A 25,355-nucleotide genomic window follows, 5' to 3' on the forward strand; every position below is an offset into this window, starting at 1 on the left:
GAAAAAAAAGCATGGGGTATGCTCGAAAGCAGTCAACTCGTGAGTGATTTAACGTGAACGCAAAGCGATTGTTAACGTTTTCACGAGCCAATTGTGCCAATTTCATGATATTTGGCAGCGCGCCCTTGCAACAACTCGTTTTGAGTCCGTCCTCGCAACTCAGTCATGTGTTGTGCTAATACAGGCTTTAAGAGTGATGACTGTAATGACACATCGATATGGGCCCCACCAAACACCTCGGTGACGACTTCATCGACAATCCCTAAATTCAACAAATCTTGTGCCGTAATCTTCATCGTTTCCGCAGCGCGTTCCGCAAGCTTCGCGTCTTTCCAAAGCAGGGCAGCCGCGCCTTCTGGTGAAATGACCGAGTACGTGCTGTTTTCAAGCATGAGCAACCGGTCGCAAACACCAATCCCGAGCGCACCGCCCGATCCGCCTTCCCCGATGACAATCGAGATAATCGGAACTTTCAACGTCGCCATTTCAAACAAGTTGCGGGCAATCGCTTCGCTTTGTCCACGCTCTTCGGCCGCTTTCCCAGGGTAGGCGCCTTTTGTATCGATGAACGTGATGACCGGACGATTGAACTTCTCTGCTTGCTTCATGAAACGAAGCGCTTTGCGATAGCCTTCTGGATGTGGCATCCCGAAGTTGCGTTTCATGTTCTCTTTCGTGTTCCGCCCACGTTGATGACCGATAATCGTCACCGGGACGCCGTCGAGTGTGGCCAATCCCGCTACAATCGCAGCGTCATCATAGCCGTGACGGTCACCGTGCAATTCGATGAAATCCGGGAACAGGCGATCTATATAATCGAGCGTCGTCGGGCGTTTCGGATTTCGCGCCAGCTGCACGCGATCCCACGGTTTCATATTCCCATAAATGTCTTTTTCTAATCGATGAAGCTTCGCTTCAAGGTGACGGATTTCACGGGATAAATCGATTCCTTTCGTCTCCGCCGTCTCACGCAACTTCCCGAGCTGTTCATTTACTTCTTTGATTGGATCAAACATGATGGACCTCCCCGCCGTGTAACACGATCATCTTCTTCAAGAACGAACGCATCTGTTCACGATGAACGACGGCGTCCAATTGACCCGCTTCTAATAGAAACTCGGCAGTTTGGAAGTTGTCTGGCAATTTTTCACGAATCGTCTGTTCGATGATGCGACGACCGGCAAAGCCGATCAACGCTCCAGGTTCGGCGACGTTCACATCACCAAGCATCGCGAAACTCGCCGACACGCCACCTGTTGTCGGATGCGTCAAGTAGGCGACATACAGAAGACCCGCCTCGTCATGTTCTTTCAAGGCGATTGACGTATTGGCCATCTGCATCAAGCTGACCATGCCTTCTTGCATGCGGGCACCGCCCGAGGCCGTGAACAAGACGACCGGCAATCCGTCTTTCGTCGCGGTCCGGACCGCCGAGGCGATCGCTTCTCCGACGTAGGCGCCCATCGACCCCATACGGAAACGGGCATCCATGACGCAGACGACGACCGGGAGCCCATCGATTGTGGCACGACCGCAAACAATCGCTTCCTCAATCCCAGTTCGTTCCCTGTCTTTTTTCAATTTATCTTCATAATCTGGAAAATCAAGCGGGTTCTCTTTGACGAGCGGTCCCGCAAATTTTTCAAACGACTGACCATCGACCAACATGTGAATCCGCTCATCTGCACTGAGCGGGAAATGGTAGCCGCAATCACACACTTTATGATTCTCGTTTAACTGTTTCGTGTAATGCATATATTTACAAGATGGACATTTCGTCATCAAGCCTTGTGGTGCATCAATCTTTGGTTCTCGTTGACGCAATGGCATATATCGTTTAGGTTTCTTGAAAAAAGCAGTCATCGCTTCCCCCTCGTTCATTCCGGCATCCCCGCCCCACGCCACATCTCCAACAATCGTCTACGTTCGTCTTCCGTATATAGGTCGCCTGCGTCCGTGCCGTCATAAAACCGGTTCACTTCGCTCCAGATTCGAATGAACAGTTCATTCTTTAATCCGAAGATGAGGTTTTGCCTGAAGGCGCGGTCCGTCTCAACGCTCGACTCGAGCAACGCGATGCGTTCCGGGGTCGGTTCGACCTCCGTCAACGCCAAGCGCTCAAGCAAACGCAACATATCGACGATGTCCGACACCTTCGTCTGTTTCGTGACGATGAACTCTGACAAGATTTCAATGTAACGGTGCCGATCCTGTTCGCACAAAAACGTGCCGCCGCCGTGTTTCGTCTCAACAATCCCAAGGAAGCTGAGAGCCCGTAATGCTTCACGGACTGACGCACGGCTGATGGACAGCGTTTCAGCGAGTTCCCGTTCTGATGGGAGACGGTCGCCCGGCTCGAGTGCGGCCTGGACGATTAACGTTCTGATTTTAGAAATGTTTTCGTGAAATGAGGATGCGTGTTTTCCATGCATCTGACCGTTCAACTCCCTTTTGGATGGCATTATCTCTAAAGTGGTCAGACCAATTAAACAGATTATACCACTTTTTATGACTTGGTACTAGTTCCCGTGCCGGGCAATTTCGAGTCGACCCGTTTCAACACGACATCCGTATCGCCGAACCGCTGCCTCAATCCTTGCAACAATGCTTCTGTCGGATTGACGGCATATGTCGAGGCGAGTTGTTTCACTTCTTTCGAATCAGAGAATCGGCAAATGACAGGGACATCCCCTGGCGCTGTTCGCAATAGTTCTTCAAGGTCGGCGAACGACTCCAGACGCAATCGGACAAACAACGCTTGGCCGTGGAGAGGCCGGACGCGTTCGACGACGAGTTGGCGACGCCCGTCCCGTTCATTCGGATGTACCTCGAGCAAGAGGACGTTCCCGACGTAAAGTGAACGAGAGAATTGGGTGAACACGCGTGGAAAAATCACGACCTCGTCTTGCGAGACGCCGTCATCGACCATGACAACACCCATCTCTTCATTCTTTTTCGTCTTGAACGTACGAATCGCATCGACATAGACGACGATGAATCCCCGTTCGCCGTTCAACACTTCATCGATCGTCACCGTCTCAATCGAGAGCGGGGCGACCGTCGTCAACGGCGAGTGGACGATCCACGTCCCGAGTGCTTCCCGTTCTTCTTCGGACCAATTCGGCTCGATTGGTGCCGAGCGCTTCAAACCGAGTGCGGACAGCTCATCTGGGAGCAGATGCGTCTCTGTCTCCTCGCGAAGCCGTTCAACGGCCTCGAACGCACGGTGGCGATCGCCGTGATACATCCGGTCGAGGGCACCGGCTCCGAGCAGGCGCCGCAACTTCGGCTGGTCTTTCGAGCCCCACTCCATCAGTTCGAGCAGACGTTTTACGTCGGTGAATTCGGAATGGTGTTCAATCAACCGTTCGACGTCGCGTTTCGTCAAGCCTTGGACCGCCTTCAACCCGAGACGGACCCCTGGCCCTTCTAAAAAGGCCCCGGCTTGGCCATGAAGGACGTCCGGCGGATAGACGGGAATTTTCCCTTTTCGCAGCATGCGAACGAGTTGGTTCGTCTTGTCGTACGTAACGAGATAAAAAATCCGCTCGAAGTGCGCCTTCACGAAAGCCAAGCGATAACTGATTAAACTGTAGGCCACCGCGTGCGAACGGTTGAAACCGTAGCCCGCGAACTTCTCAATCCACGAGAATACTTGTCGCATCGAGTCGCTGTCGAACAGCTCCGACGAACGTTCCAAGAATCGACTCTTCTCGACGTCGATGGCCGCTACATCTTTCTTGGCGATGGCACGGCGAATCAAATCGGCCTCGGCATACGAGTAGCCGGCAAGTTCTCGCAGGAGGCGCATGACTTGCTCCTGATAGACGAGCACGCCGTTCGTCGTACGCATAATCTCACCGACGACCGGGTGGACCGGCTGATGCGGCATGCCATGCTTTCGCTTCGCATACGTATCGATAAACTGCATCGGACCTGGACGATAGAGCGACATCGTGACGACGATATCCTCGAACGTGGTCGGCTTCACTTGCCGGAGCGCTTGTTTCATCCCTTCCGATTCGAACTGAAAAATCCCGTCCGTGTCACCGCGAGCGAGCACCCGCAACGTCTTTGCGTCATTCAATGGAATCGTCTTCAGCGAGAACAGTTCATCCGTCTCGCGAATGAGCGTCTCCATCTGACGGAGTCTCGTCAAGTTGCGCAGGCCGAGCAAATCGATTTTCAACAGGCCGAGCGCTTCGAGATCCTTCATATTATATTGGGTCACTTGCTCCCCTGCTGTCGGCTGTAACGGGGTGACGTCATCAAGCGCGTCACGACTGAGTACGAGTCCGGCCGCGTGGACCGAGGCTTGACGGGGCAATCCTTCGAGCTGGGCGGCGATGTGTAACAGTTGCGACCGCTTCTGACTGCCGGCGAACCATTTCATCTTCGTCGGATTGGCCAAAATCCCGGCCAACCCGTCGTCTTTCACTTGTTTGCTGGCCGCCTGTCCTTCTTCAAGCGTCAGCCCGAGCGCCCGCGCGACATCACGTAGCGCCGCTTTCGCGCCGAACGTCGCGAGCGTCCCGATTTGGGCGGCGTGGTTGGCCCCGTATTTATCGAGGACATAGCGGACGACCTCGTCGCGCCGCTCGTCTTCGAAGTCTAAATCGATATCCGGCATCGTGATTCGTTCCGGGTTCAAAAAGCGTTCGAATAACAGCTCGAACCGGACCGGGTCGACCTCGGTGATGTGAAGCGCGAAACTGACGAGTGATCCGGCCGCGGACCCACGCCCCGGACCGACTTCAATGCCTTGCTCCCTAGCGTAGCGGACGATGTCCTCGACGATGAGGAAATACGAGGCGAAACCGGTCCGCGCAATGACGTCGAGTTCATAGCGGGCTCGTTCGATATATTCCTCTTGGAACAAGTCGAGCGCCTTTAATCGTTCGGCGACGAGACGCTTCAGTCGGTCGATCGCATGTTCAATCTCTGGAATCGACGAGGTCGCCTCCGGCAAGCGTGTGACCGAGATGAGGGATTCGAACTCGTCCAACGCCTCAAGCTCGATCGGGTCGAACCAATCGTTCATTTCGCTCGGCAGTCTTACGTACTTTCCTTTCCGATGCACATCTTCTTGTGAGATGAGCTCGCCTTCACCGATGGCGACGATGGCGCGATACGCCTCGAAATCCTCCGGTCTCATGTAACACGTGTCCGGGGCCGGTACGAGTCGTGTCCCCAGTTCGTCACGCATCTCGCGTAATTGCCGGAGCATCAGCGTCTGTTCCGTCGATTGTGGCGCCGGCAACCCGAGCCACAGTCTGTCTTCATTCACATAACCGAGCAAATGGTTATAGAGGCGGCGGCGGTGAACCGGGTCGTTCGCTTTCCAGTTCTCCGGTAAGATGAGCACCGCCAGTTCGGTCGCTTCGGTCAAGCCATCGGCCTGGACGATGCGATACAGTTCGGGCACTTGTTCATCGGTCAACGCATAGACGAGAACGGAGACATCGAATCCATCCATTCGCAGCGTCGTCCGTAATCCGATAACGGGTTTAACCGCATAGCGTTCACATAATCGGACGAATTGCGGCAAGCCGTATAACGCATCGTCGGCCAAGGCGACCGCTCGACTCCCCCGTTCGGCCATCTGGGCGACATACTGTTCGAGCCGAATCGTACTTTGCATCAAGCTATAAGCCGATCGTACATTTAAGTGGATCACATGAGTCCCCCTTTCTTTTTTCACAATTGTCAAACTCATTTTGGCACTTGTCTGATACAATAATTATAGACAAAACTTCTCCTAAAAGGGGGTATAAACCGTATGATTATTAATCGGGGTAAAATCGCACGTGACAAGCTAGAGAATTTACAGAACGGCCAGACCGTCTTCGCCGATAGTCCGGAGATTATCGAACGACTCCGTCGTTATATCACCGAGTATCAACTCGATGTCGTCGAGGATGTGACCGACCGTGGTACGTGGTTCATTCCACAAGAAGAGGATAAACGCTGAAGAGAGCTGACCAACGGGTCAGCTCTCTTCAGTTTCGAACGTGAACGGGGCCGCGACTTCATCGAGCGCCATGATCACCTCGTCCATCTCTTCCCATTTATAGATCGTGGCACCGGCGGCCATCGGATGACCACCGCCGCGATAGCGTTTCGCCACTTCATTGATGACCGGTCCTTTCGAACGGATCCGGACACGAATCTCGTCCTTGTTCTCGACGAACATGACCCAACACTTCAGCCCTTCAAGGCCAGAGAAGCTGTTGACGAGCAGCGACGCCGCTTCCGGTGTCGCATGGAACGTGCGCAAGACGTCTGCATCGATTTTGACGTAGCCGACACCCGCGTCGGTCACATTGACGTTTTGTAAGACATAGCCTTGGAGTTGCAACGTCGCCAAATTCGTCTTATACATTTGACGATACAACCGGTTCGTATCGATACCATGGTTAATCAGTTCGGCCGCGACTTCGAACGTACGTGGCGTCGCGTTGCGGAACTGGAACCGTCCCGTGTCGCCGACGATTCCGGCGAACAACAAGAATGCGGACGCCTCGTCAAGTTCAAGCCCCCAAATCCCTGCAAGTTCAGCAATCATCTCTGAGGTGGAACTGACCGTCGTGTCGACGATTTGATGGGTCGCATACGCATCTTCGTCAGGGTGGTGATCAATCTTGACGACCGTTTTGCCGGTCAAGGCGTGCGGCCCATCGATCCGTTCATGGTTAGCCGTATCGAGCACGATGACGAGCGCCTCTTGATACATCTCCGGTTCGACATGCTCCATCTTACCTAAAAACTCTAAATCACGGACGATACCGCCGACGACATAGACCTGCTTTTCCGGATAGGCGACTTCAAGAATCCGCTTTAATCCGAGCTGACTCCCGAGCGCGTCAGGGTCGGGACGGACGTGTCGATGAATCATAATCGTGTCCGCCGCTTCAATCAATTTCAATATCGTTGCTGCCTCTGGCCAATGTGCCATTGCCATTCCTCGCTTTCTTGAACACTATTCTATGGTATGATGATAACAGATTACACGTCTGAAAGGGGTTTCTTCACTTGGGTCAATTAGTTATGATCGGACTCATTCTGTTTTCGTTAGGCGCTTACTTCGTTTCCAAACGACGCGCTTATTTGACGAAGACACCGTACCGGAAAGCACTGTTCAACACGCAAGCGCTCATCTGGCTGAGCATGTTTCTCGCACTCTTCGCCATCAACCAAATGGTTGGCGGACTCGGACTCGGCTCGACGATCGGTTGGATCGTCAGCATCGCTATGCTCGTCTTGGGTGTCGGCAACGCCATCGTCGGGTTCATTCGCTATCGTAAAATCTATCCGCTCGCTAGCGAAGAGCCAATCAACCAATCATAAGAGAAATAGAAACGAGCTGATGATGGCATCAGCTCGTTTTTTTGTTAGCGGTCAATCAATTGCGCCGTGACAAGCGCCTTGGCGACGAGTTGGGTGCCTTGTGTCATCTCGACATCGACTTTCCCGAACTTCCGGCCAAGGTCGAACACGTTGGCCGAGACGCGAATTTGACTCTCGATTTGAATCGGTTTCATAAAGTAGACCGTAATATTTTCGACGACGAGGTCGCCTTTTTTCATATGGCGTAGACTGCGGGTCGCTCCTTCGACGAGCAACGTCGTCAACACCCCTGACGATGCCGTCCCCATGTGGCTCGTCATCTGTGGCGCGACCTCGACGGTGAACGCCGTCCCGTTCGAAGCCGGGTCTTCTTTCAACTGGTTCGTGATCATATTGTCGAACGTCTCGCCGACTTGCGGTTGGCGGTTGGCGAGTTGGAGCGCCTTCAACACGTCTTGGCGGCTGATGATACCGAGCAGACGGCCATAGTTATCAACGACCGGCAACATCTCGATGCCTTCCCAAACCATTTGGTGCGCCGCATTGGTGACGCTCGTCTGAACGCCAACCGTGATCGGGCTCTTCGTCATCACTTTCTCGATCTCGGTATCATGCGGCCGGTCGAGCAAGTCTTTCGCCGTGATGACGCCGACGACTTTCATCTGCTCGTCGATGACGGGATAACGGTTATGTTTCGTCCGTTCGTTCAGTTCGTGCCACCGTTTGACCGTATCGTCCACTTTCAAATAGAACGTGTCGTGCAGCGGGATGACGATATCCGAGACGAGTAGAATCTCTTTTTTAATCAAGCGGTCATAGATGGCCCGGTTGATCATCGTCGCGACGGTGAAACTGTCATACGACGTCGAGATGACCGGCATGTGATACTTATCGGCCATCCGTTTCACTTCATCGGTCGTGTCGAATCCCCCCGTGATCAACACGGCGCCACCGGACTGTAGCACGAGTTCATGCGCCTTTTCCCGGTTTCCGATGATGACGAGTGAGTCGACGTCGATATATCGCATCATCGCCTCAAGCTTCATCGCCCCGATGACGAACTTCGAGAGCGTTTTATGGAGCCCGTCTCGGCCACCGAGCACTTGCCCGTCGACGATATTGACGACTTCTGCGAACGTCAGCTTCTCAATATTCTCTTTATGTTTACGCTTGATGCGAATGGTGCCGACCCGTTCAATCGTCGAGACGAAGCCTAAATTCTCCGCTTCCTTGATGGCCCGATACGCCGTTCCTTCTGATACTGCCAATTCCTTCGCGATTTGGCGGACCGAAATTTTAGATCCGACATCGAGCGACTCGATATGTGCTATAATCTGTTCATGTTTTGTTGTCATGTCACGAGTCCCTTTCCTCAATACATTTTCTGTCATCCTCAGTATACTGTATCAGTCTTCCTTCTTCAAACTGTACTACTGAAAATGTGACATTTCCTTTCCGTTTTGGAAAACGGTATAATGAAACAGAACGCCAATGAACGAGAAGGAAGGGAAACGAGTTGAATCAACGAACCAACCATATTGCACAATCTTTGGCCACTAAAGGGTTAGACGCTGCTTTTGTCACGTCGAAAGCATCGGTCTTTTATTTTTCGGGAGTATATGCCGAGGCACATGAGCGGCTCATCGCCATCCTCGTCTTGAAGAACGGCACGACCGCTCTCGTCTGTCCGGCACTTGAAAAAGGCATCGTCGAGGCGAGCGACTGGAATGGCGATATCGTCACGTACATGGACCACGAAAATCCATGGGACAAAGTCGTCAAATTGTTCCTCGACCAACAGATTATCCCCGAGCGCATCGGGATTGAAGGCGAGCATTTGACCTACAACCGCGTCGAACAGCTCCGCGCCGGCTTTGCCGGTCTCTCAATCATCGACTTGACCGAAGAGCTTCAGGCGCTTCGCATGATTAAGTCTCCGGACGAGGTCCGCCTGATGAAACGCGCCGCCGAACTCGCTGATATGGCGATTGAGGCAGGGATTCGCGCCTTGCGTGAAGGCGTGACCGAGCTCGAGGTCATCGCCGAGATCGAATATGCGATGAAGAAACAAGGTGTCCGCGAGATGTCGTTCGACACGCTCGTCTTGTTCGGCGAGAACAGTGCCGATCCGCACGGCGTACCTGGTAACAATCGCTTGAAGAAAGGCGACTTCGCCTTGTTCGACCTCGGTGTCATTTGGCAAGGCTACGCCTCGGATATCACGCGCACCGTCGTCTACGGCGAAGCGAGCACGAAGCAACGTGAGATTTACGAGACCGTCCTTAAGGCCGAAGAAGCCGCCATCGAGATGGCGAACGTCGGGACGACGCTCGGGTCCATCGACATCGCGGCTCGCCAAGTCATCACGTCGGCCGGCTACGGCGAATACTTCACGCATCGCGTCGGACACGGAATCGGCATCGAGGTGCACGAATTCCCATCGATGGCGGCCAACAATGATATGACGGCCCAAGTCGGGATGACGTTCACCGTCGAACCAGGAATTTATCTCCCTGGCGTCGGCGGCGTCCGCATCGAGGACGATATCGTCATGACCGAGAGTGGTCCGATCTTGTTGACGAGTTACCCGAAGACGCTCCAAGAAATCAATTGAGTCACAACAAAGACCAGCCGCACGCGGCTGGTCTTTTTCATGGTCAATAAAAGAGTCGGAACATGACGTCACGTTGCGGCACATCATTCCGTTCCATCGCCTCTAGAAATGCCCGCTTGTCATAACGGACCGACTGCGGATGGATGGCGAACCCTGTCTCATCCCACTCGAGGATGCCGTAACGGGCCAAGTCGTCACGGGCAACACCGAGCGCACCGGGATTGAAATAATGTTTCGTGTCGTCATGGAACACATGCTCCGGATGATGATGCCCGAAACAGATGACGTCCGCTTCATAAGACCCATACAGCGACTGCATGTTCGAAAGCGTCGCCTCGACGATGTCATGGAACGGCTCCTCGGTGATCGGCACGTCCCGCTTCTCGCTCGGGATATGATAATGAATCCCATATACCCGCGTACCCTCGACAACGCGTTCAATCGTACGCGGCAACTTGAAGAGCGCGTCCGCATAGTCAGGCCTAAGCGTGCGCGCCACCCACTCGTGATGCGGACGGGTATGGGCATAACTGTCGGGGTGACCCGTCCCGGCCAAAAGCGACAAGACGGCCTCATCGTGGTTGCCGGTGATCATGTGGACACCACGGTCGAGCAGACGCGCCATCACTTCGTTCGAATCGGGACCCATCGCAATCATATCGCCCAAACTCCAAATCTCGTCGACCTGCTGGCGGTCGAGCTCGGCCAGCACCGCATCGAGCGCTTGGACATTCCCGTGGATATCGGTCAAGATGGCCAATTTCATGTGGTTCCCTCCTTATTTACGATATTGATGGACGACGTTTACGCCACCGGTCACATCGATGACGGCACCTGTGACCATATCGGAGTCGCGTGCGAGCAGGAACAGAATCATGCGGGCGATATCTTCGCCCGTCCCGTGCCGTCCGACCGGCGTCTGGTCGTCCGGTTCGGCCGATTCGATTCGCATCTCTTTTTGCGCACCGACGATATTACCCGGGTTAATCATATTGGCCGTGATGCCGTGCGCCGCTTCCTCGAGCGCGACCGATTTCGTCAAACTGACGAGACCGGTTTTGGCGGCCGCGAACGCCGACCGATGAATCCAGCCAGGCGCCGTCCCACTTTCCGGGAAGCCGTACGTGATGATGCGGCCGAACCGTTTCGCCCGCATGCTCGGGATGGCCCGACGCATCAACCAAAACGAGGCTGACAAGTTGCCGGTGATGACTTCGTCCCATTCCTCGTCCGATAAATCGACGAGACACTTCCGTTCAAAAATGTATGGCCCGGCGTTCAAGATGAGCGCATCTGGCTCTCCGAATTTGGCCACTGCCTCTTCATAGCCGTTCAAGACAGCCTCGCGGTCCGTCAACGGAGCCTCGACCATATGTAACCGTTCATGTTGCCAATCGATCGGCTTCCGCTGCAATACGCTGACGTGCCAACCTTCCTCCAATAATCGTTCCGTCACAATGCGGCCGATTCCTTTCGCACCGGCCGTGATGACTACATGTTTCATCGTCATCCCTCCTCTGTATCATCTTACCCGTTCCGCCTGCCCATTTCCAAACTTCAACCTGTTTCATCAGAAAGTTGTGAAAATTTCACACATTTCTGAAAGAACCGGGCGTGAATTCAGACAGAAGTGGTATACTATACATGTAAGCCGCACGTACATTTCAAGCGAAAGGTTGGGATTTACATGGCAATTGTCTACAAACATATTCTATCTGCCGTCGACGGCTCGAAAGAGGCCGAACGTGCATTTGAAACAGCAATCGACGTCGCACTTCGAAACGATGGCAAACTGTATATCGGTCACGTCATCGATACACGGACATTCGCCACGGTTGAAGCGTATGACCGGACGATTACCGAGCGTGCCGAGACGTATGCGAAAGAACTGCTCGAGGATTATGTCAATCGGGCAAAAGAACGCGGTGTCAAAGAAGTGGAAACGGTCATCGAATACGGCTCTCCGAAAGTGACAATCGCTAAAAAAATCGCACCGAATCACGACATTGATCTTATCATCTGTGGAGCGACCGGGTTGAACGCCGTCGAACGCTTCTTCATCGGTAGCGTCTCTGAAAGCATCGTCCGCTACTCGAAGTGTGACGTTCTGATCGTCCGCCAATAACGTTTCAAGGGCCAGCGCGCATGCGTTGGCCCTTTCGTGTGTAGTCGCTTATGGCATCAGGTTATCAATCGGTCGAACCGTCTCAGCCGCCAAATTACTGAACTCGCGAAGGTAATCGAGGTATCGATCGCCACCATAATTATAGAGTTTGTTATACATCCTGACGACGACGGTTCGATAAGCAGGAATAACCAATAGCAATGGCCCGGTGTTCCCAAGAATTTGATACGACCCAGCTGGTACAGCCTCCCCTAGTTCGCTCCACGCTTTCGGCTCGCCTTGGACATACCAAAACAGCCCGTTTGTCGGGAACGTTGAGTTGGGATATGCGGGACTTTGAATCGATGTCGCGAGACGAATCACTTCTTCCGGCACAATCTGAACGCCATGATGACGTCCGATATTCAGATGAAGATTGCCCCATGCCGCGAATTCTCGCGCAGTCGTATGTAGGTTCGACCCCATTCCATCATCAAAAGGATACAACTTATACGACGCTTCCTCGTCAGGATCGTCAATGACTTTGACGAAACTCGGTGCCGCATCGGTCGCCCATTCCGTCCGCGAGAGTCCCATCGGCCGAAACACCCGCTCCCTTAATAAGTGCGTGAAGTCATATCCGTATAACCGTTTAAACAAATCCGTCACGATCTCGACGTTCACGTTCCGATATGCCCATCCTTCACCCGCATCGAACTCCCGAAATAGCACACCCGTCTCATCCCGGTTCAGTCCGTGCGAGTGCGTGACCAAGTGCCGAATCGTCGTCCCTCGAAACGTGTCCACGTCATGCTCATCAAAATAATCAGAGACCAAATCGTCGAGATGCCGAATCTTGCCTTCATACAACGCATAGGCAATCGCCAGCCCCAAATAACTTTTACGGGCCGAAGCGACGTTGAACATCGAATTGACGTCAACCACTTTTGCATCATGATTCGAATGGAATCCGTCATAATTTTCGAACACGATGCGATCGTCTTGCAGGACTAGCAGCGCGGCGGCACTGCTATGATTTAGGTTTTGAATATGCCTAACGTACGAATCCAATGCAACGTAAGATGTCTTCAAGTCAATCTCCCCCTTTCAAGCCTCGTGTATATTTCTGGACAAAACCCGAACTTCCTTTACTTTTCTGAAAGTCCTGTTCCAAAACCGAGCCAAAGCGGTTTCATTAACCATATAACAAAGGGCCACCGCAGATGCGATGGCCCTTTGTCGTTCACATATTATAATACTTTGACAGTTACTGTCTTACGACCGAAGTTGAGGGCCGCACTTTGTGAGTACATTAAGATGTCGATTTTGTTACCTTTGATGGCGCCGCCTGTGTCAGCCGCTGTGTATGTGCCCATCAACTTCCCGCCGACGTACACTTGTACTTTCTTACCGAGCGGAATGACGCGCGGGTCGACAGCGACGACGTTACGTTTTTGTGCCCGGACATTCCAGCCTAATGCCGTAACGCCTGAACATCCTTTGCAGTATGGTGTGTAAGCCGATGCGTTCATCGTATATGTTTTCACACTAGCCTTCGCGACCGTTTTCTTCACGGTGCGTAAGTACTTTGTAGCGATCCAACCTGACTTGCCTTTGTAGTTGACGCGAATCCAAGCTCCTTTTGAGCCAGTGCGTTGAAGTTGTTGTCCTTTATTGATTTTCCCAATCACTTTACCGCTGAGCGTCCCTGCCGAGCGGACGTTCAATCCGTTGACTTGGCTTTGTACGTAAACTTTTGAAGACGCCTCAACTTGTTGTTGGGGTAAGAGCATAGCGAGTGTCATGACCGTCAGTAGTAAGACCGTTCCAATTTTTTTGAGCATGTGGTTTGTCCTCTCCTAGTCGGTTTGTTCGTTGTAAGTTCGTGTTGTCGAGTCTGTGGTGCTGTTCCAGTTGAAACATGTCGTATCGATTACGGAATGTTTCGTCCAGATAACTATATGACGAATCGCATGACCGTGCGTTTACAACTAAAATTCATTTGAGTGTCAGCTAAGTTACGATTACATTACAAAACCGTCATCCTTTAATCCCGGATGACGGTTTAAATAAAATTCTTTAGATTTCGTCATATTAATTACCAATTAAAGGAATTAATATATCTACTTTGTTACGAAAACCATGTTTTCTTACGTCAAATGTTACAAACGAGCACTTTCGATTCGGCCCATCGTCACAAAACCATCTCGTGCCGTATGCCAAAAGCACTAAAAAAAACGTCCGTCCCGTATGAGTACGGAACGGACGTTGTAACAGTTTAAACGTGTGATTCGACGAGGTTGGCGATGCGAACAGTATCGCGTGCGATGACCAATTCTTCGTTCGTCGGGATGATGATGACTTTGACCGGTGAGTGCGGGTAGTTGATGAACAACTCTTTGCCGCGTGCTCCGTTGTTGAGTGATGGATCCCAGTAGACGCCCATGAACTCAAGGCCACGAAGGATGCGCTCACGGATGACGTCAGAGTTTTCTCCGACACCAGCTGTGAAGATGATCGCATCGACACCGTTCATCTCTGCCGCATATTGACCGATATAGCCGTGGATGCGGTTCGAGAAGATTTTGAGCGAGACTTCGGCACGGTGGTTGCCTTCAGCCGCTGCTTGCTCGATGTCACGCAAGTCACTCGAGATACCCGAGAGACCGTAGACACCTGACTCTTTGTTCATGACGTTCAATACGTCTTCAGCCGACTTGCCAGTCTTCTGCATCAAGAACGGGATGAGGGCCGGGTCAAGTGATCCCGAGCGCGTTCCCATCGTGATTCCTTCGAGTGGCGTGAAGCCCATCGTCGTGTCGATCGAACGACCGCCGGCAACCGCTGCGATTGATGCACCGCTACCGAGGTGGCATGAGATTAAACGAAGGTCTTCAAGCGGACGACCGAGAAGCTCTGCCGCACGTTGCGTGACGTACTTGTGGCTCGTTCCGTGGAAACCGTACTTCCGGACGCCGTGCTCCGTGTAGTACTCGTACGGAAGGCTGTACAAGAAGTTCTCTTCCGGCATCGACTGGTGGAACGCCGTGTCGAAGACCGCGACTTGCGGTACGTTCGGTAAAATCGATTGGAACGCACGAATCCCCGTCAAGTTTGGCGGGATGTGGAGCGGTCCGAGTTCGACGAACGATTCGATGTTCTTCATGACTTCATCGTCGATAACGACCGAATCCGCGTACAACTCTTTTCCGTGAAGGACACGGTGACCGACGCCTGCGATTTCGTCGAACGACTGAATGATATCAAGGTCAATCAATTTTTCGAGCGAGAGCTCGACCGCTTCTTTATGTGAATGAAGCGGTGTGACGATATGGAACTTTTGTCCTTCGCCATATTTAATCGTGAAGATCGCATCTTCTTTTCCGACACGCTCGACGAGCCCGACGGCGAGCATCTTCTCAGATGGCATTTCGAGAAGTTGGAACTTTAATGACGAACTACCTGCGTTGACTGCCATAATTTTTGTCATGTCATACACCTCTTACCTTTCGATTTAAACACGAGTCTTTATCTGTTCTCTTAAAAACCGATAACTGTATCATAATGAAGATACTTGATATGGCATATGTTTTTCAAGTCTTTTGCCCAATAAAAATTATGTTGTTTTAAACCAATCGTCAATCTGTTTCACAATATTGGCAACAGCACGCACATCCGTGAACGATGGCAACTCGACGAGGAGTGCTTGTTTCGGGCGTTTGACGCCTTCCCCAAGCTTTTGTAACATCAATAGGCTTTTCGCATATCGCTCGTCTTTGAACATCGTCGTCGGTAATTGAAGAACACCTTTGACGACAGCCTCACGGTCCATCCACTGTTTTAATTTCCCTTCGTCATCCTGTTCAAACAAATTGTTCGGGATGACAAAAATCCCGTGACCGCCTGGTTTCAAGTGACGCATCGCCTGCTCGATCAACAAGAAGTGCGAGTAAGAATGGCCTTCATCCCGTTTCAAGGCGTAGCCAGACGCCATGTCATCGTTCGGATAATAGCCGATCGGCAAATCGACGAGTGCCAAGTCGCTCGGCTCGACGAACAGCGGTGCGAGTGCGTCTTGATGGAAGTACGATACCGGCTTCCCGAGCAGGTTGCTGATTGCGTAAGACAGACGCAGCATCGTCTCATCGACTTCGACCGCCTGTGCGGTGGCATCTTTCAATTGTGTCAACACGGCGTGGACGAGTGTCCCCGTCCCGCTACCGAGCTCGAGCACGTTCGCCCCGTCCTTGACGAGTTTCGTCGCCAAGTACCCGATGAACAGGCTGACGGCGTCCGGCGTCGGTTGATGGTTCGGCGGGAGTGTCGTCGTCTCCTCGAGGACGAGCAGACTGACGGCTTTGCGGACATCATCCGTTTTCTCCTGTTCGACATTGACTCGCTCAAACACTTCAATCAATGCCTCGAGCGGCAATAAGTCAAGGTCTGTCGTCAGCTTCTTCGCTTCTTTCTTCCAATCCCGATACAGTTGTTCAAATCGTTCCATCTTCGATCATCCTTTCCATACAAAACCGGCCCTCTTGTGGAGAGCCGGTCGGTTCACTTCTATTAGTGTAAGCGATTCGTGGTCGTTTCGCCAAGCGAATCAGTTCGCAGCGTCAAACGCCTCGAGCGCCGCATCGAAATCAACTTCCTCAGTCATCTCATCCATGTACTGGACGTACTGGACCGTACCGGCCGAGTCGATGACGAATACCGAACGTGCGAGAAGACGGAGTTCTTCCATCAATACGCCGTACGATTTCGCGAACGATTGGTCGCGGTGATCCGATAACATGACGACATTATCAAGCCCTGACGCCGCACACCAGCGACGCTGTGCGAACGGTAAGTCGTTTGACACCGTCAAGACGGTACCGCCGAGCGATGACGCCTTCTCGTTGAATGCGCGTGTTTGCGTGTCACAGACACCTGTGTCGATCGATGGAACGACACTAATCAATTTCTTGCCTGGGTATGACGCGAGCGTCACCTCTTCAAGTGCCGTCGTGAGCGCTGTAAAGTCCGGTGCAGTATCTCCGACTTTGACCGGGTTCCCTTGCAGTGTAACGGTATTGCCTTTAAATGTTGGCATCGTTTCATCCCCTTTTGCATGATTTATACTTCTTCATCATAGCGATGGCGCCGTCTCGATGACAAGCATCCTGCCTCAGACGGCCTGATTGTGATTTTCCCTATATCGAGCGTCTAAAACGCTGTATAATGAAAGAGACTCAATTGACAAAGGGGATGACTAGGATGAGAAACAACGTTTTTTTGTACCATCGTAACGTCAACGACTTTACAAAAGAAGTAAAGAAATTAATCGAAATCGGTGAGAAATACGGCTTCAACGTCGTCAATCGTCCTGAAGACGCCAACATCATCGTCGCCATCGGGGGAGATGGCGCGTTCTTGCAGGCCGTCCGCTATACAGGATTCCGTCAAGATGCTATCTACGTCGGGTTTGGCCGCGGCTTGAACGAGTTTTATTGCGACTTCGATATACATAAACTCGACGAAGTCGATCGCTTGTTCTCGGACAACAGCGCCCGTATCGAAGCCGGTCTCGAAGTGCGGAAATACCCGCTCTTGTCGGCATCCATCAATGAATCGACTCCGATGCTTTGTTTGAACGAAGCCTCAATCAAATCGAGTATCATCAAATCGCTCGCCATCGAAGTGTACATCGATGATCTCCATTTCGAGACGTTCCGCGGTGACGGCATGGTCGTCTCGACACCGACCGGCTCGACAGCGTACAACAAATCACTCGACGGCGCCATCGTCGACCCGCTCATCCCATGTATGCAAGTGAGCGAGATCGCCTCGGTGAACAATAATCGTTACCGCACGCTCGGCTCGTCGTTCATCGTGCACGACTCACGCAAACTCTCGCTCCGCATCGTTGAGGACGGGAACGACTATCCGATTATCGGCATGGACAACGAGGCGCTCAGCTTGAAGTATACAGACCGCATCGATATCGAACTGTCTGACCAGGTCATCAAGACGGTCAAACTGAAAAACAACTCGTTCTGGCACAAAGTCCAACGCTCATTTTTCTAAACGACAAAAGGCTAGCCGTCCTCGTGGATGGCTAGCCTTTTTTTATTACGTGTTGACGACGTCGGCCTCGTATACCGGAGCCCCGTCGACGACCGTCATGACGAGTCGGTTGTCGAGGATGTCGCGTCCACGCAAGTCGAAGAAGTCCTCTTCCCACACTGTGAACGTCGCGTTATAGCTCTGAATCAACAAGCCGTCGCGTCCGTGTGTGCCTGTGGCGACACGCGGTGCATACGTGAAGCTGCGGAGCGCCTCATACATCGATAGGCGTTCCGGCGGGTTGAGCGCCCCTGACTCCTCAAATGACTGACGGGTGACCGCCGCATACAAACCTTTCCGTACATCGACGGTAGAAATCGGGGCGTCACTGCCTCCAAGGACGAGCGCTCCCGTATCAAGCATCGATTTGAAGCGGTAGGCGTCATCGACGCGGTCGTTGCCGAGCCGGTCGAACAACAAGTTCATGTCGTCCGACAAGAAAATCGGTTGGGCATCAATCAACACCGGCAACGCTTGAATCCGTTTCAAGAGCGCGTCGTTCAAGAGTGAGGCGTGAATGATCCGGTCTCGCGTCCCGCGCTTGGCCGGATATTTCTCAAGCAGCGTGATGAACTGTTCGGCGGCGGCGTCCCCAATCACGTGGGCCGCCACGTTCATCCCGTAGGACCGCGCCTTTTTGACAAGCGCCTCGAGATGATCCGGACGATGGACCTCGATTCCCCGCTGTGCCGGATCATCCGTGTACGGTTCCGACAAGAGTGCCGTCCGTCCCCCGAACGATCCGTCGACGAACAATTTCATCGCCCCGAAATCAAAACGCGGGCGCTTGGCGAGCGCATCGTGACGAATCAACGTATCGACGACTTGTTCATGGACGAGCAGATGCGCGTGGAACGGGAGGTCCGCCAACACGTCTTCATACGCTTGAATCGTCTCGAGCGGGTCACCGTGATAGAACAAGTCTTCCGTATGGGCATTGACGATGCCGTGGGCGAACAGAGAGTCGATGGCCCGGTGGAGCGAGGCGACATTTTTCTCGCGATTCCCGCCCAGCTCTTTGTGGAGCAGGTCGAGCGCCGCATCGTACAGTACCCCGTTCAACTTGCCGTCCGCATCGCGTCCGAGCTTCCCGCCTTCGATGACGGTATGATGAATCAAGCCGAGCCGTTCCAACCCTTTCGAGTTGACGATGGCAACGTGGCGACAGACCCGTTTCAAGACGACGGGGCGGTCCGGAATGACGGCATCAATCATCTCACGCGTCGGCATTTCGCCAAGCAGACGGTCATTGAACCCTTCCGCGACGATCCAATCGTCGTTTCCACCCTTTTGCTTCATCGATTCGAGCAGAGCTTGCAAGTCCGTCGTCTCGGTCGCATCGATCCGGTCGAGCGCTTCCCCGTACCCGATCAAGTGGATGTGTGAGTCGGTGAACGCCGGATAGACGCTCTTCCCTTCAAGATTCACAATTTGCTTGATTCTTCCGGCGTATGTACGACGAAGGTGGCCTTCTTCCCCCATCTTCAAGATCCGGCCGTGCTCCACGTACATGGCACGAGCTTGTTCATGCTCTTTGTTCATCGTATAAATCTTTCCGTTAACCCATAGCGTTCCCATCACAAAATTCCTCCTCGATTCAAAAAAGATTGACGTACACGTTAATTCCCGTTTACGTCAATCTTCATGCATCATTATTTTCGTAATAGCTCTTGCTGTTCCAATCCTTTTTCGACGCGTTGGCGAATCTCACGGGCCGCTCCTTCATCGAAACGTCCGAGGACACGTTCGCCAATCTCGACGGCCGTCCCATACTCACCGTGTAAAAACTTGTTCTCGGCGAGCGTCAAGGCGATATGCACCTCGTTGTCGCGACGGCGATAGCGGTTCGCATACTGCAGAAGCTGTTCGGCGTACGTGACTTGGCGCAAGAGCGCTTTGACCCGGTCCCGGAAGTTGTCCATCGTCTCTTCGACGTCGTGGCTGAGGCCGACGATATACGTCATATTAAACGGTGCTTTCTCGAACTGTTCATCCAACGATTGCACGCCTTTTTGCAACTGGCGCATATCGCTCGTCAAATCAGTCGGAACGACCGGCATGGCGCTCTTCGCGAGCAAACGGCGATGGGCAGACAGTTCGCGCTTCCATGACTCGAGTTTGTTGCGGACTTCGAGTTCTTCTTTGCGAAGGGAGTTCGTGTTCTCGATGAACCGTTCATGCATCGCACTGAACTGATCGAGCGAACGTTTCGCTTCTTGTACTTTTGATTTAATCATGCTGAACGGAATCATCTGGGCGACGAGCGCCTGTTCGATGTCGAGTACGTTCGCTGTGAGCGTCGCACGCTCCCGTTCGAGCTGTTCAAACTCTTCGCCGACACGGGCATTAATCTCGTAATTGCTGACGAGGCGGGTCATCTCTTGATGGAGACGAGCCATGACTTCACTCGTCTGGCGGTCACGTTCTTTCACGGTCGCGAATTCTTTTTTCACGTATTGGCGTGCATCGACTTCGGTCCGGAACGCTTCGAACAGCTGATCGATGTCCGAGCTGAGCTGTTGCATGTCCATCTCGAAATGATCGAAGTCGAGTTGTTCAATCCGGTCCATGAGCGCGGCCCGGCGATCTTCCGCTTGCTCGATCTCTTCCATTAAACCGAGCGGCTCAAGCGCGTAGCCGTCCATTTGCATCTCTTTATGACCCGAGCGCAACTGGTTGAGCTGTTGTTTCAAATCGATTTGCACCGTGCGCACGAACTGCGGGATGACGCCGACGAGTTCACGAATCTTCGTCACTTTCTCAGACAAGACTTGGCCGGCGATATACGCCTCCGACACTTGTCCTTCCTGCTTCAACGTGATCATCTCGGTCCGCTTCGCTTCCGCTGCCGCGATTTCAGACTCGACGAGCTCGTATGTCGGGCCAAACGCACTGTTTTGGGCGACGAGCGTCTTCCGGAATTGATACAACTCTTTCTCGTCTTTTTTGACGATATCGAGAAGCGACGAATGGTGTTGATTGAACTCATCCATCTCATCGAGCATGGCGTGTACCATCGACTCGAGCTCTTCAATCAACTGTTCCGTCGCGTTCAAATCGGATTTCACTTTAAGGAAGCGATATTTGTCCAAATCTTCTTCGGCATGATAGAGCGCCTCATCGATTTGTCCCGTATGTACGCTGACGAGTTCGTCCCACGACTGATGCCATCGTTCGAACTTCTCTTTCGTCTCGCCTTCCATCGGCCATTGTTTGAACTTCTGCAGTTCAGCCGGCACACTGGCGCTTAGCACACTTTGTTTGCGCATGTCTAAATCATCAATTTTCTGGTAAAAATTCCTTCGTACGAGCATGCTTCCCAGCATGGCCCCTAATGCGATGACAATGATTCCAATTAAAATTCCGTAGATTCCGTAATCCATCTCTGTCACAACCTCCAAGCCGCTTTCATGGACTTATGTATCTAAATGAATAAATGAAGTATTTTATGAGTATAGATAATACTAATCATATTATAGAACCAATGATTTGCATAGGTTTTCCAACGGTTTAGGGAGAGAATGTTATTTTTCACGCGAATCTTTTGAGAAGACAAACCGAAAAAATGCGTGTACCATAATGCTAATTCATCATGCATTCATTCATAGGAGGGAATCAAATGTTTCAAACAACGACTTACACTGGCGACTTGGCCGCCGGGTACGACATGCTCAATAAACAGTTGGCAGCACTTCTAGAAGGCGAGACGAACCGTGTCGCCAATCTATCGAACGCGAGCGCATTGCTCAACCAGTTCCTCGACCGCATCAACTGGGTCGGATTCTATTTAACAGAGGGAGAAGATGCCCTCATCCTCGGACCGTTCCAAGGCCTTCCGGCTTGTGTCCATATCGCGTTCGGTAAAGGAGTTTGCGGCACGGCGGCCTCGACGCAAGAGACGCAACTCATCGCAGACGTCCATCAATTCCCGGGCCATATCGCTTGTGACGCGGCTTCTAACTCAGAAATCGTCGTCCCGCTCGTTCGCGACGGCAAGACGATCGGTGTCCTCGATATCGACAGCCCCGAGTTCGACCGCTTCTCAGATGTCGATCGCCAAGGGCTCGAGCAATTTTGCCAGACATTACTTCGCTTCATCTGATTGACAAGCGAATCGTTTCGTCGTATACTGATTTTTGTGCATGAAATGACGATAGCAGTCATTGACAGACGTATCCACCTTTCGGGCCTCGACTGAGTCGGAGGAGCATCTCGTAGCTTCGCTATCAAGTGAAGGTGCTTGAACCTAGAAAGGGGCGTCACCCGTCTTTGACACCGTTGTTCTTTTGTGCAAAATACATGAACAACAAGGAGGAGTCCAAACATGGCTCGTTACACAGGTCCAGCTTGGAAACTCTCGCGTCGCTTAGGCATCTCGCTTAGCGAAACGGGTAAAGAATTAGCAAAACGTCCTTACGCACCAGGTCAACACGGAAATGGTCGTCGTAAAATCTCTGAATACGGTCTTCAGCTTCAAGCGAAGCAAGCACTCCGTCACATGTACGGAATCAACGAGAAGCAATTCCGTCGCATCTTCAACGATGCTGGGAAAATGCAAGGTATCCACGGTGAGAACTTCATGTTCTTGCTCGAGTCACGCCTTGACAACCTCGTTTACCGTATGGGTCTCGCTCGCACACGTCGCGGAGCGCGCCAACTCGTCAACCACGGTCACATCCAAGTTGACGGTTCACGTGTAGACATCGCGTCTTACCGTGTAAAACCAGGTCAAGTCATTTCAGTTCGCGAGAAGTCTAAAAACTTCAAAGCGATCGCTGAAGCTCTCGAAGTAGCACCAGCTACAAAAGACTACGTCACATTCGATGCTGAGAAGCTCGAAGGTACATTCGTACGTCTTCCTGAGCGCGCTGAATTGAACGACCAAATCAAAGAGCAACTCATCGTTGAGTACTACTCACGTTAATGCTTTTATCCCCTTCCCTGCCTCGGCAGGAAAGGGGATTTTTTTATTTCTTTAAAATCTGTTCACGAATCCGGCCCATCTGGGTATCGAGCGCATCCGCCATCTTCGCCGCTTCAATCAACTCGAGTTTCGACGCCTCCGGGACGACGTGCTGGTATTTATAATGAAGTTTATGCTCCGTCGCCGCCCAAAAGTCCATGGCGAGCGTGCGAATTTGAATCTCGGCTGGCACCCAGATGACGCGTTCCGCCAAATACACTTTCGTTCGGACGATGAGATGCAGGCTCCGATAGCCGCTCGGTTTCGGATGTTGGATGTAATCCTTAATCTCATCAATTTCTAAATCGTCCCGTTTTTTCAAATGATCGAGGATGGCGTAGATGTCATCACGAAAACTCGTGACGATTCGCACTCCGGCGACGTCAGATATATTGTCCCACAGCGCTTCCACTTCGAGGGGAAGCCCTTTTTGATTCATCTTCCGAATGATGGACGGCAACGTCTTCATCCTCGTCTTCACGTGTTCAATCGGCGAATAGCCGAGCCGCGTCTGCCAATCGAGGTCGATGATGCCGAGATCGCTCTCGAGTTCAGTGATCGCCATCTCGTAGTACCGGAATCGCTCCCGCCATTGATGGAACTGCTCGCCAAAAAATTCTTCAATGTCCATAACAAAGCCTCCTTGTCGTCTATACTTGCTATCGTAGCAGACCGAATCGATGTTGAGTCAGAAAAAAACGTCCATGTTCGCAACATTGGCGGACATGGACGCATGCATCAGACGTGACGGATCACGAAGTATTTTTTCTTACCGCGACGGATGATGGTGAACTCACCGAGCGTATCGGCGCGTGTCACCGTCTTATCGAGCGACTGCTCCCGCTCCCCGTTCAAGTAAATCGCCCCGTTTTGAACGTCTTCACGGGCTTGACGTTTCGATGGTGCAATCTTCGCTTCGACGAGAAGGTCGACAAGGTTGCGCTCGCCTTCGAGCTCGAACTGTGGCATGCCTTTGAATGCGGCATCCATGTCTTCTGGTTTGAGCGTTTTTAAGTCGCCACTAAAGAAGGCAGTCGTGATGCGTTGCGCTTGATCAAGACCCGCTTCTCCGTGGACGAGTTTTGTCATCTCTTCAGCGAGACGACGTTGGGCGACACGCTTCTCCGGTGCAGCGACCACTTCTGCTTCGAGCGCCAAGATGTCTTCGTGCGACATGAACGTGAAGTATTTGATGAACTTGATGACGTCAGCGTCGTCGACGTTAATCCAGAACTGGTAAAACTCGTAAGGCGTCGTCTTATCGGCGTCGAGCCAGACTGCACCACCGGCCGTCTTCCCGAATTTTTGACCGTCCGACTTCGTCACGAGCGGCACCGTCAACCCGAACGCCTTCTCTGAGTGACCGAAGCGGCGGATGAGTTCGAGTCCAGCCGTGATGTTGCCCCACTGGTCGCTGCCCCCGACTTGAAGGCGGCAGTTCTCGTTTTCGTACAACTTCAAGAAGTCGAACGATTGCAACAACATGTATGAGAATTCCGTGTACGAGATTCCGTTCTCCAAACGTGAGTCGACCGAGTCTTTGGCGAGCATGTAGCTGATCGGGAAGTGTTTCCCGATATCACGTAAGAAATCGATAATCGATAACTCTTCCGTCCATTCGTAGTTGTTGCGGATAGAGATTGGATTCTCACCTTCGAGCGGGAGGAAACGGCTCAATTGGTCTTTGATTCGATCCGAGAACTGTTTGACCGTGTCGAGCGTGTTGAGCGAACGCTCGTCCGAACGACCTGATGGGTCACCGATCATCCCAGTCGCGCCACCGACGAGGGCGATGACGTGGTGTCCCGCCTCTTGGAAACGTTTGAGTGTTAAAATCGGGAGCAAGTGCCCGATATGGAGCGAGTCCGCCGTCGGGTCGAACCCGGTGTAAAGCGTCGTCGGATTGTTCAACTGTTCTTTCAATCCTGCTTCGTCCGTCATTTGGTTGACGAGACCTCGAAATTCTAAATCCTTCAATAATTCCATCTGTTCCACTCCTTCGATTGACATAAAAAAACGTCCCTTCTCATATGAGAAGGGACGGAGATTCCGCGGTACCACCCTAATTGCCACAGCTGTGGCCACTTGTAGCGAGAGATAACGGTCTCGACCCGGCCGAACGGCATGCTCCAAAAGTGTAATTCATCGATTGACATTGGCTAGTTCACAGCACCCACTAGCTTTCTGGACAAGCGGTCAGTCGACTACTTCGCTTTCTTCAT

At 52.4% G+C, this 25,355-nt stretch carries 24 protein-coding genes and 1 other annotated feature (1 of these 25 only partly in view); of the genes, 7 read left to right on the forward strand and 17 right to left on the reverse strand.

Annotated features, from left to right (window positions below):
• Window positions 1-80: 80 nt before the first annotated feature.
• The 4 genes from KNP85_RS09415 to dnaE form a co-directional block, all read right to left on the reverse strand.
• A complete protein-coding gene (locus KNP85_RS09415) occupies window positions 81-1,016 on the reverse strand; it encodes an acetyl-CoA carboxylase carboxyltransferase subunit alpha (protein ID WP_021065619.1) in 936 nt (311 codons plus the stop codon).
• Window positions 1,009-1,863 (reverse strand): acetyl-CoA carboxylase, carboxyltransferase subunit beta, encoded by an 855-nt coding sequence (gene accD, locus KNP85_RS09420; protein ID WP_029595180.1) that lies wholly within the window; start codon window positions 1,861-1,863, stop codon window positions 1,009-1,011. The genes KNP85_RS09415 and accD overlap by 8 nt, the downstream gene beginning before the upstream one ends.
• A 14-nt stretch (window positions 1,864-1,877) precedes the next feature.
• Window positions 1,878-2,432, reverse strand: coding sequence for a FadR/GntR family transcriptional regulator (locus KNP85_RS09425; protein ID WP_214802781.1), 555 nt, complete (start codon window positions 2,430-2,432; stop codon window positions 1,878-1,880).
• A gap of 74 nt (window positions 2,433-2,506) precedes the next feature.
• The gene (dnaE, locus tag KNP85_RS09430) at window positions 2,507-5,677 is read right to left on the reverse strand and encodes a DNA polymerase III subunit alpha (protein WP_353048933.1); all 3,171 of its coding nucleotides are present in this window, start codon (window positions 5,675-5,677) and stop codon (window positions 2,507-2,509) included.
• 102 nt (window positions 5,678-5,779) lie between these two features.
• Here dnaE and KNP85_RS09435 point away from each other — a divergent pair, with 102 nt between their 5' ends.
• A complete protein-coding gene (locus tag KNP85_RS09435) occupies window positions 5,780-5,971 on the forward strand; it encodes a YtzJ family protein (protein WP_021065615.1) in 192 nt (63 codons plus the stop codon).
• Between the two features lie 18 nt (window positions 5,972-5,989).
• Here KNP85_RS09435 and KNP85_RS09440 read toward each other — a convergent pair whose 3' ends face one another.
• A complete protein-coding gene (locus KNP85_RS09440; RefSeq protein WP_058764551.1) occupies window positions 5,990-6,955 on the reverse strand; it encodes a DHH family phosphoesterase in 966 nt (321 codons plus the stop codon).
• A gap of 77 nt (window positions 6,956-7,032) precedes the next feature.
• On the opposite strand from KNP85_RS09440, the gene KNP85_RS09445 reads away from it, so the two are divergent.
• Window positions 7,033-7,347, forward strand: a complete 315-nt coding sequence (locus KNP85_RS09445; RefSeq protein WP_251128808.1) for a YtpI family protein — start codon at window positions 7,033-7,035, stop codon at window positions 7,345-7,347.
• A 44-nt stretch (window positions 7,348-7,391) separates the two neighbouring features.
• On the opposite strand, the gene KNP85_RS09450 is transcribed toward KNP85_RS09445, so the two are convergent.
• A complete protein-coding gene (locus KNP85_RS09450) occupies window positions 7,392-8,702 on the reverse strand; it encodes a DRTGG domain-containing protein (protein ID WP_021065612.1) in 1,311 nt (436 codons plus the stop codon).
• A gap of 161 nt (window positions 8,703-8,863) precedes the next feature.
• Between KNP85_RS09450 and KNP85_RS09455 the strand changes: the two genes are divergently transcribed.
• The gene (locus KNP85_RS09455) at window positions 8,864-9,961 is read left to right on the forward strand and encodes a M24 family metallopeptidase (protein ID WP_021065611.1); all 1,098 of its coding nucleotides are present in this window, start codon (window positions 8,864-8,866) and stop codon (window positions 9,959-9,961) included.
• Between the two features lie 43 nt (window positions 9,962-10,004).
• Here the strand turns inward: KNP85_RS09455 and KNP85_RS09460 are convergent, their stop codons facing one another.
• Window positions 10,005-10,727, reverse strand: a complete 723-nt coding sequence (locus KNP85_RS09460) for a metallophosphoesterase family protein (RefSeq protein WP_214802787.1) — start codon at window positions 10,725-10,727, stop codon at window positions 10,005-10,007.
• A 12-nt stretch (window positions 10,728-10,739) separates the two neighbouring features.
• Window positions 10,740-11,465: an SDR family oxidoreductase gene (locus tag KNP85_RS09465; RefSeq protein WP_214802790.1), complete on the reverse strand. Its 726-nt coding sequence runs from the start codon at window positions 11,463-11,465 to the stop codon at window positions 10,740-10,742.
• Between the two features lie 183 nt (window positions 11,466-11,648).
• Here KNP85_RS09465 and KNP85_RS09470 point away from each other — a divergent pair, with 183 nt between their 5' ends.
• Complete coding sequence (locus KNP85_RS09470) at window positions 11,649-12,086, forward strand: universal stress protein (protein WP_021065608.1); 438 nt, start codon at window positions 11,649-11,651, stop codon at window positions 12,084-12,086.
• Between the two features lie 48 nt (window positions 12,087-12,134).
• Here the strand turns inward: KNP85_RS09470 and KNP85_RS09475 are convergent, their stop codons facing one another.
• From KNP85_RS09475 to tpx, 5 genes are all read right to left on the reverse strand, one after another.
• Window positions 12,135-13,157 (reverse strand): serine hydrolase domain-containing protein, encoded by a 1,023-nt coding sequence (locus KNP85_RS09475; protein ID WP_214802793.1) that lies wholly within the window; start codon window positions 13,155-13,157, stop codon window positions 12,135-12,137.
• Between the two features lie 158 nt (window positions 13,158-13,315).
• Window positions 13,316-13,909, reverse strand: coding sequence for a 3D domain-containing protein (locus tag KNP85_RS09480; RefSeq protein WP_021065606.1), 594 nt, complete (start codon window positions 13,907-13,909; stop codon window positions 13,316-13,318).
• Window positions 13,910-14,343: 434 nt separating this feature from the next.
• Window positions 14,344-15,555: an acetate kinase gene (locus KNP85_RS09485; protein WP_058763999.1), complete on the reverse strand. Its 1,212-nt coding sequence runs from the start codon at window positions 15,553-15,555 to the stop codon at window positions 14,344-14,346.
• Between the two features lie 126 nt (window positions 15,556-15,681).
• Entirely contained in the window at window positions 15,682-16,569 is an 888-nt protein-coding gene (locus KNP85_RS09490) for a class I SAM-dependent methyltransferase (protein WP_058764001.1), read from the reverse strand.
• 99 nt (window positions 16,570-16,668) lie between these two features.
• Complete coding sequence (gene tpx / locus KNP85_RS09495; RefSeq protein WP_021065603.1) at window positions 16,669-17,157, reverse strand: thiol peroxidase; 489 nt, start codon at window positions 17,155-17,157, stop codon at window positions 16,669-16,671.
• Between the two features lie 155 nt (window positions 17,158-17,312).
• On the opposite strand from tpx, the gene KNP85_RS09500 reads away from it, so the two are divergent.
• The gene (locus KNP85_RS09500) at window positions 17,313-18,131 is read left to right on the forward strand and encodes an NAD kinase (RefSeq protein ID WP_031199840.1); all 819 of its coding nucleotides are present in this window, start codon (window positions 17,313-17,315) and stop codon (window positions 18,129-18,131) included.
• 45 nt (window positions 18,132-18,176) lie between these two features.
• Here KNP85_RS09500 and KNP85_RS09505 read toward each other — a convergent pair whose 3' ends face one another.
• Together KNP85_RS09505 and ezrA are read right to left on the reverse strand one after the other, a co-directional pair.
• The gene (locus KNP85_RS09505; protein ID WP_214802796.1) at window positions 18,177-19,748 is read right to left on the reverse strand and encodes an amidohydrolase; all 1,572 of its coding nucleotides are present in this window, start codon (window positions 19,746-19,748) and stop codon (window positions 18,177-18,179) included.
• 74 nt (window positions 19,749-19,822) lie between these two features.
• Window positions 19,823-21,553: a septation ring formation regulator EzrA gene (gene ezrA / locus KNP85_RS09510; RefSeq protein ID WP_021065600.1), complete on the reverse strand. Its 1,731-nt coding sequence runs from the start codon at window positions 21,551-21,553 to the stop codon at window positions 19,823-19,825.
• 236 nt (window positions 21,554-21,789) lie between these two features.
• On the opposite strand from ezrA, the gene KNP85_RS09515 reads away from it, so the two are divergent.
• Together KNP85_RS09515 and rpsD are read left to right on the forward strand one after the other, a co-directional pair.
• Entirely contained in the window at window positions 21,790-22,272 is a 483-nt protein-coding gene (locus KNP85_RS09515) for a GAF domain-containing protein (RefSeq protein ID WP_021065599.1), read from the forward strand.
• 222 nt (window positions 22,273-22,494) lie between these two features.
• Window positions 22,495-23,094 (forward strand): 30S ribosomal protein S4, encoded by a 600-nt coding sequence (gene rpsD / locus KNP85_RS09520; protein ID WP_029595169.1) that lies wholly within the window; start codon window positions 22,495-22,497, stop codon window positions 23,092-23,094.
• 43 nt (window positions 23,095-23,137) lie between these two features.
• On the opposite strand, the gene KNP85_RS09525 is transcribed toward rpsD, so the two are convergent.
• Window positions 23,138-23,764, reverse strand: a complete 627-nt coding sequence (locus KNP85_RS09525; protein ID WP_021065597.1) for a GTP pyrophosphokinase — start codon at window positions 23,762-23,764, stop codon at window positions 23,138-23,140.
• A 107-nt stretch (window positions 23,765-23,871) separates the two neighbouring features.
• Window positions 23,872-25,119 carry a tyrosine--tRNA ligase gene (gene tyrS, locus KNP85_RS09530; protein ID WP_214714563.1) on the reverse strand — a complete coding sequence of 416 codons (1,248 nt, stop codon included), beginning with the start codon at window positions 25,117-25,119 and terminating at the stop codon, window positions 23,872-23,874.
• 47 nt (window positions 25,120-25,166) lie between these two features.
• Window positions 25,167-25,355 (reverse strand) — a binding site (T-box leader) (it continues 9 nt past the right edge of the window).

The sequence above is a fragment of the Exiguobacterium sp. s194 genome, assembly GCF_018618275.1.
In the GTDB taxonomy this organism is placed as follows: domain Bacteria; phylum Bacillota; class Bacilli; order Exiguobacteriales; family Exiguobacteriaceae; genus Exiguobacterium; species Exiguobacterium chiriqhucha.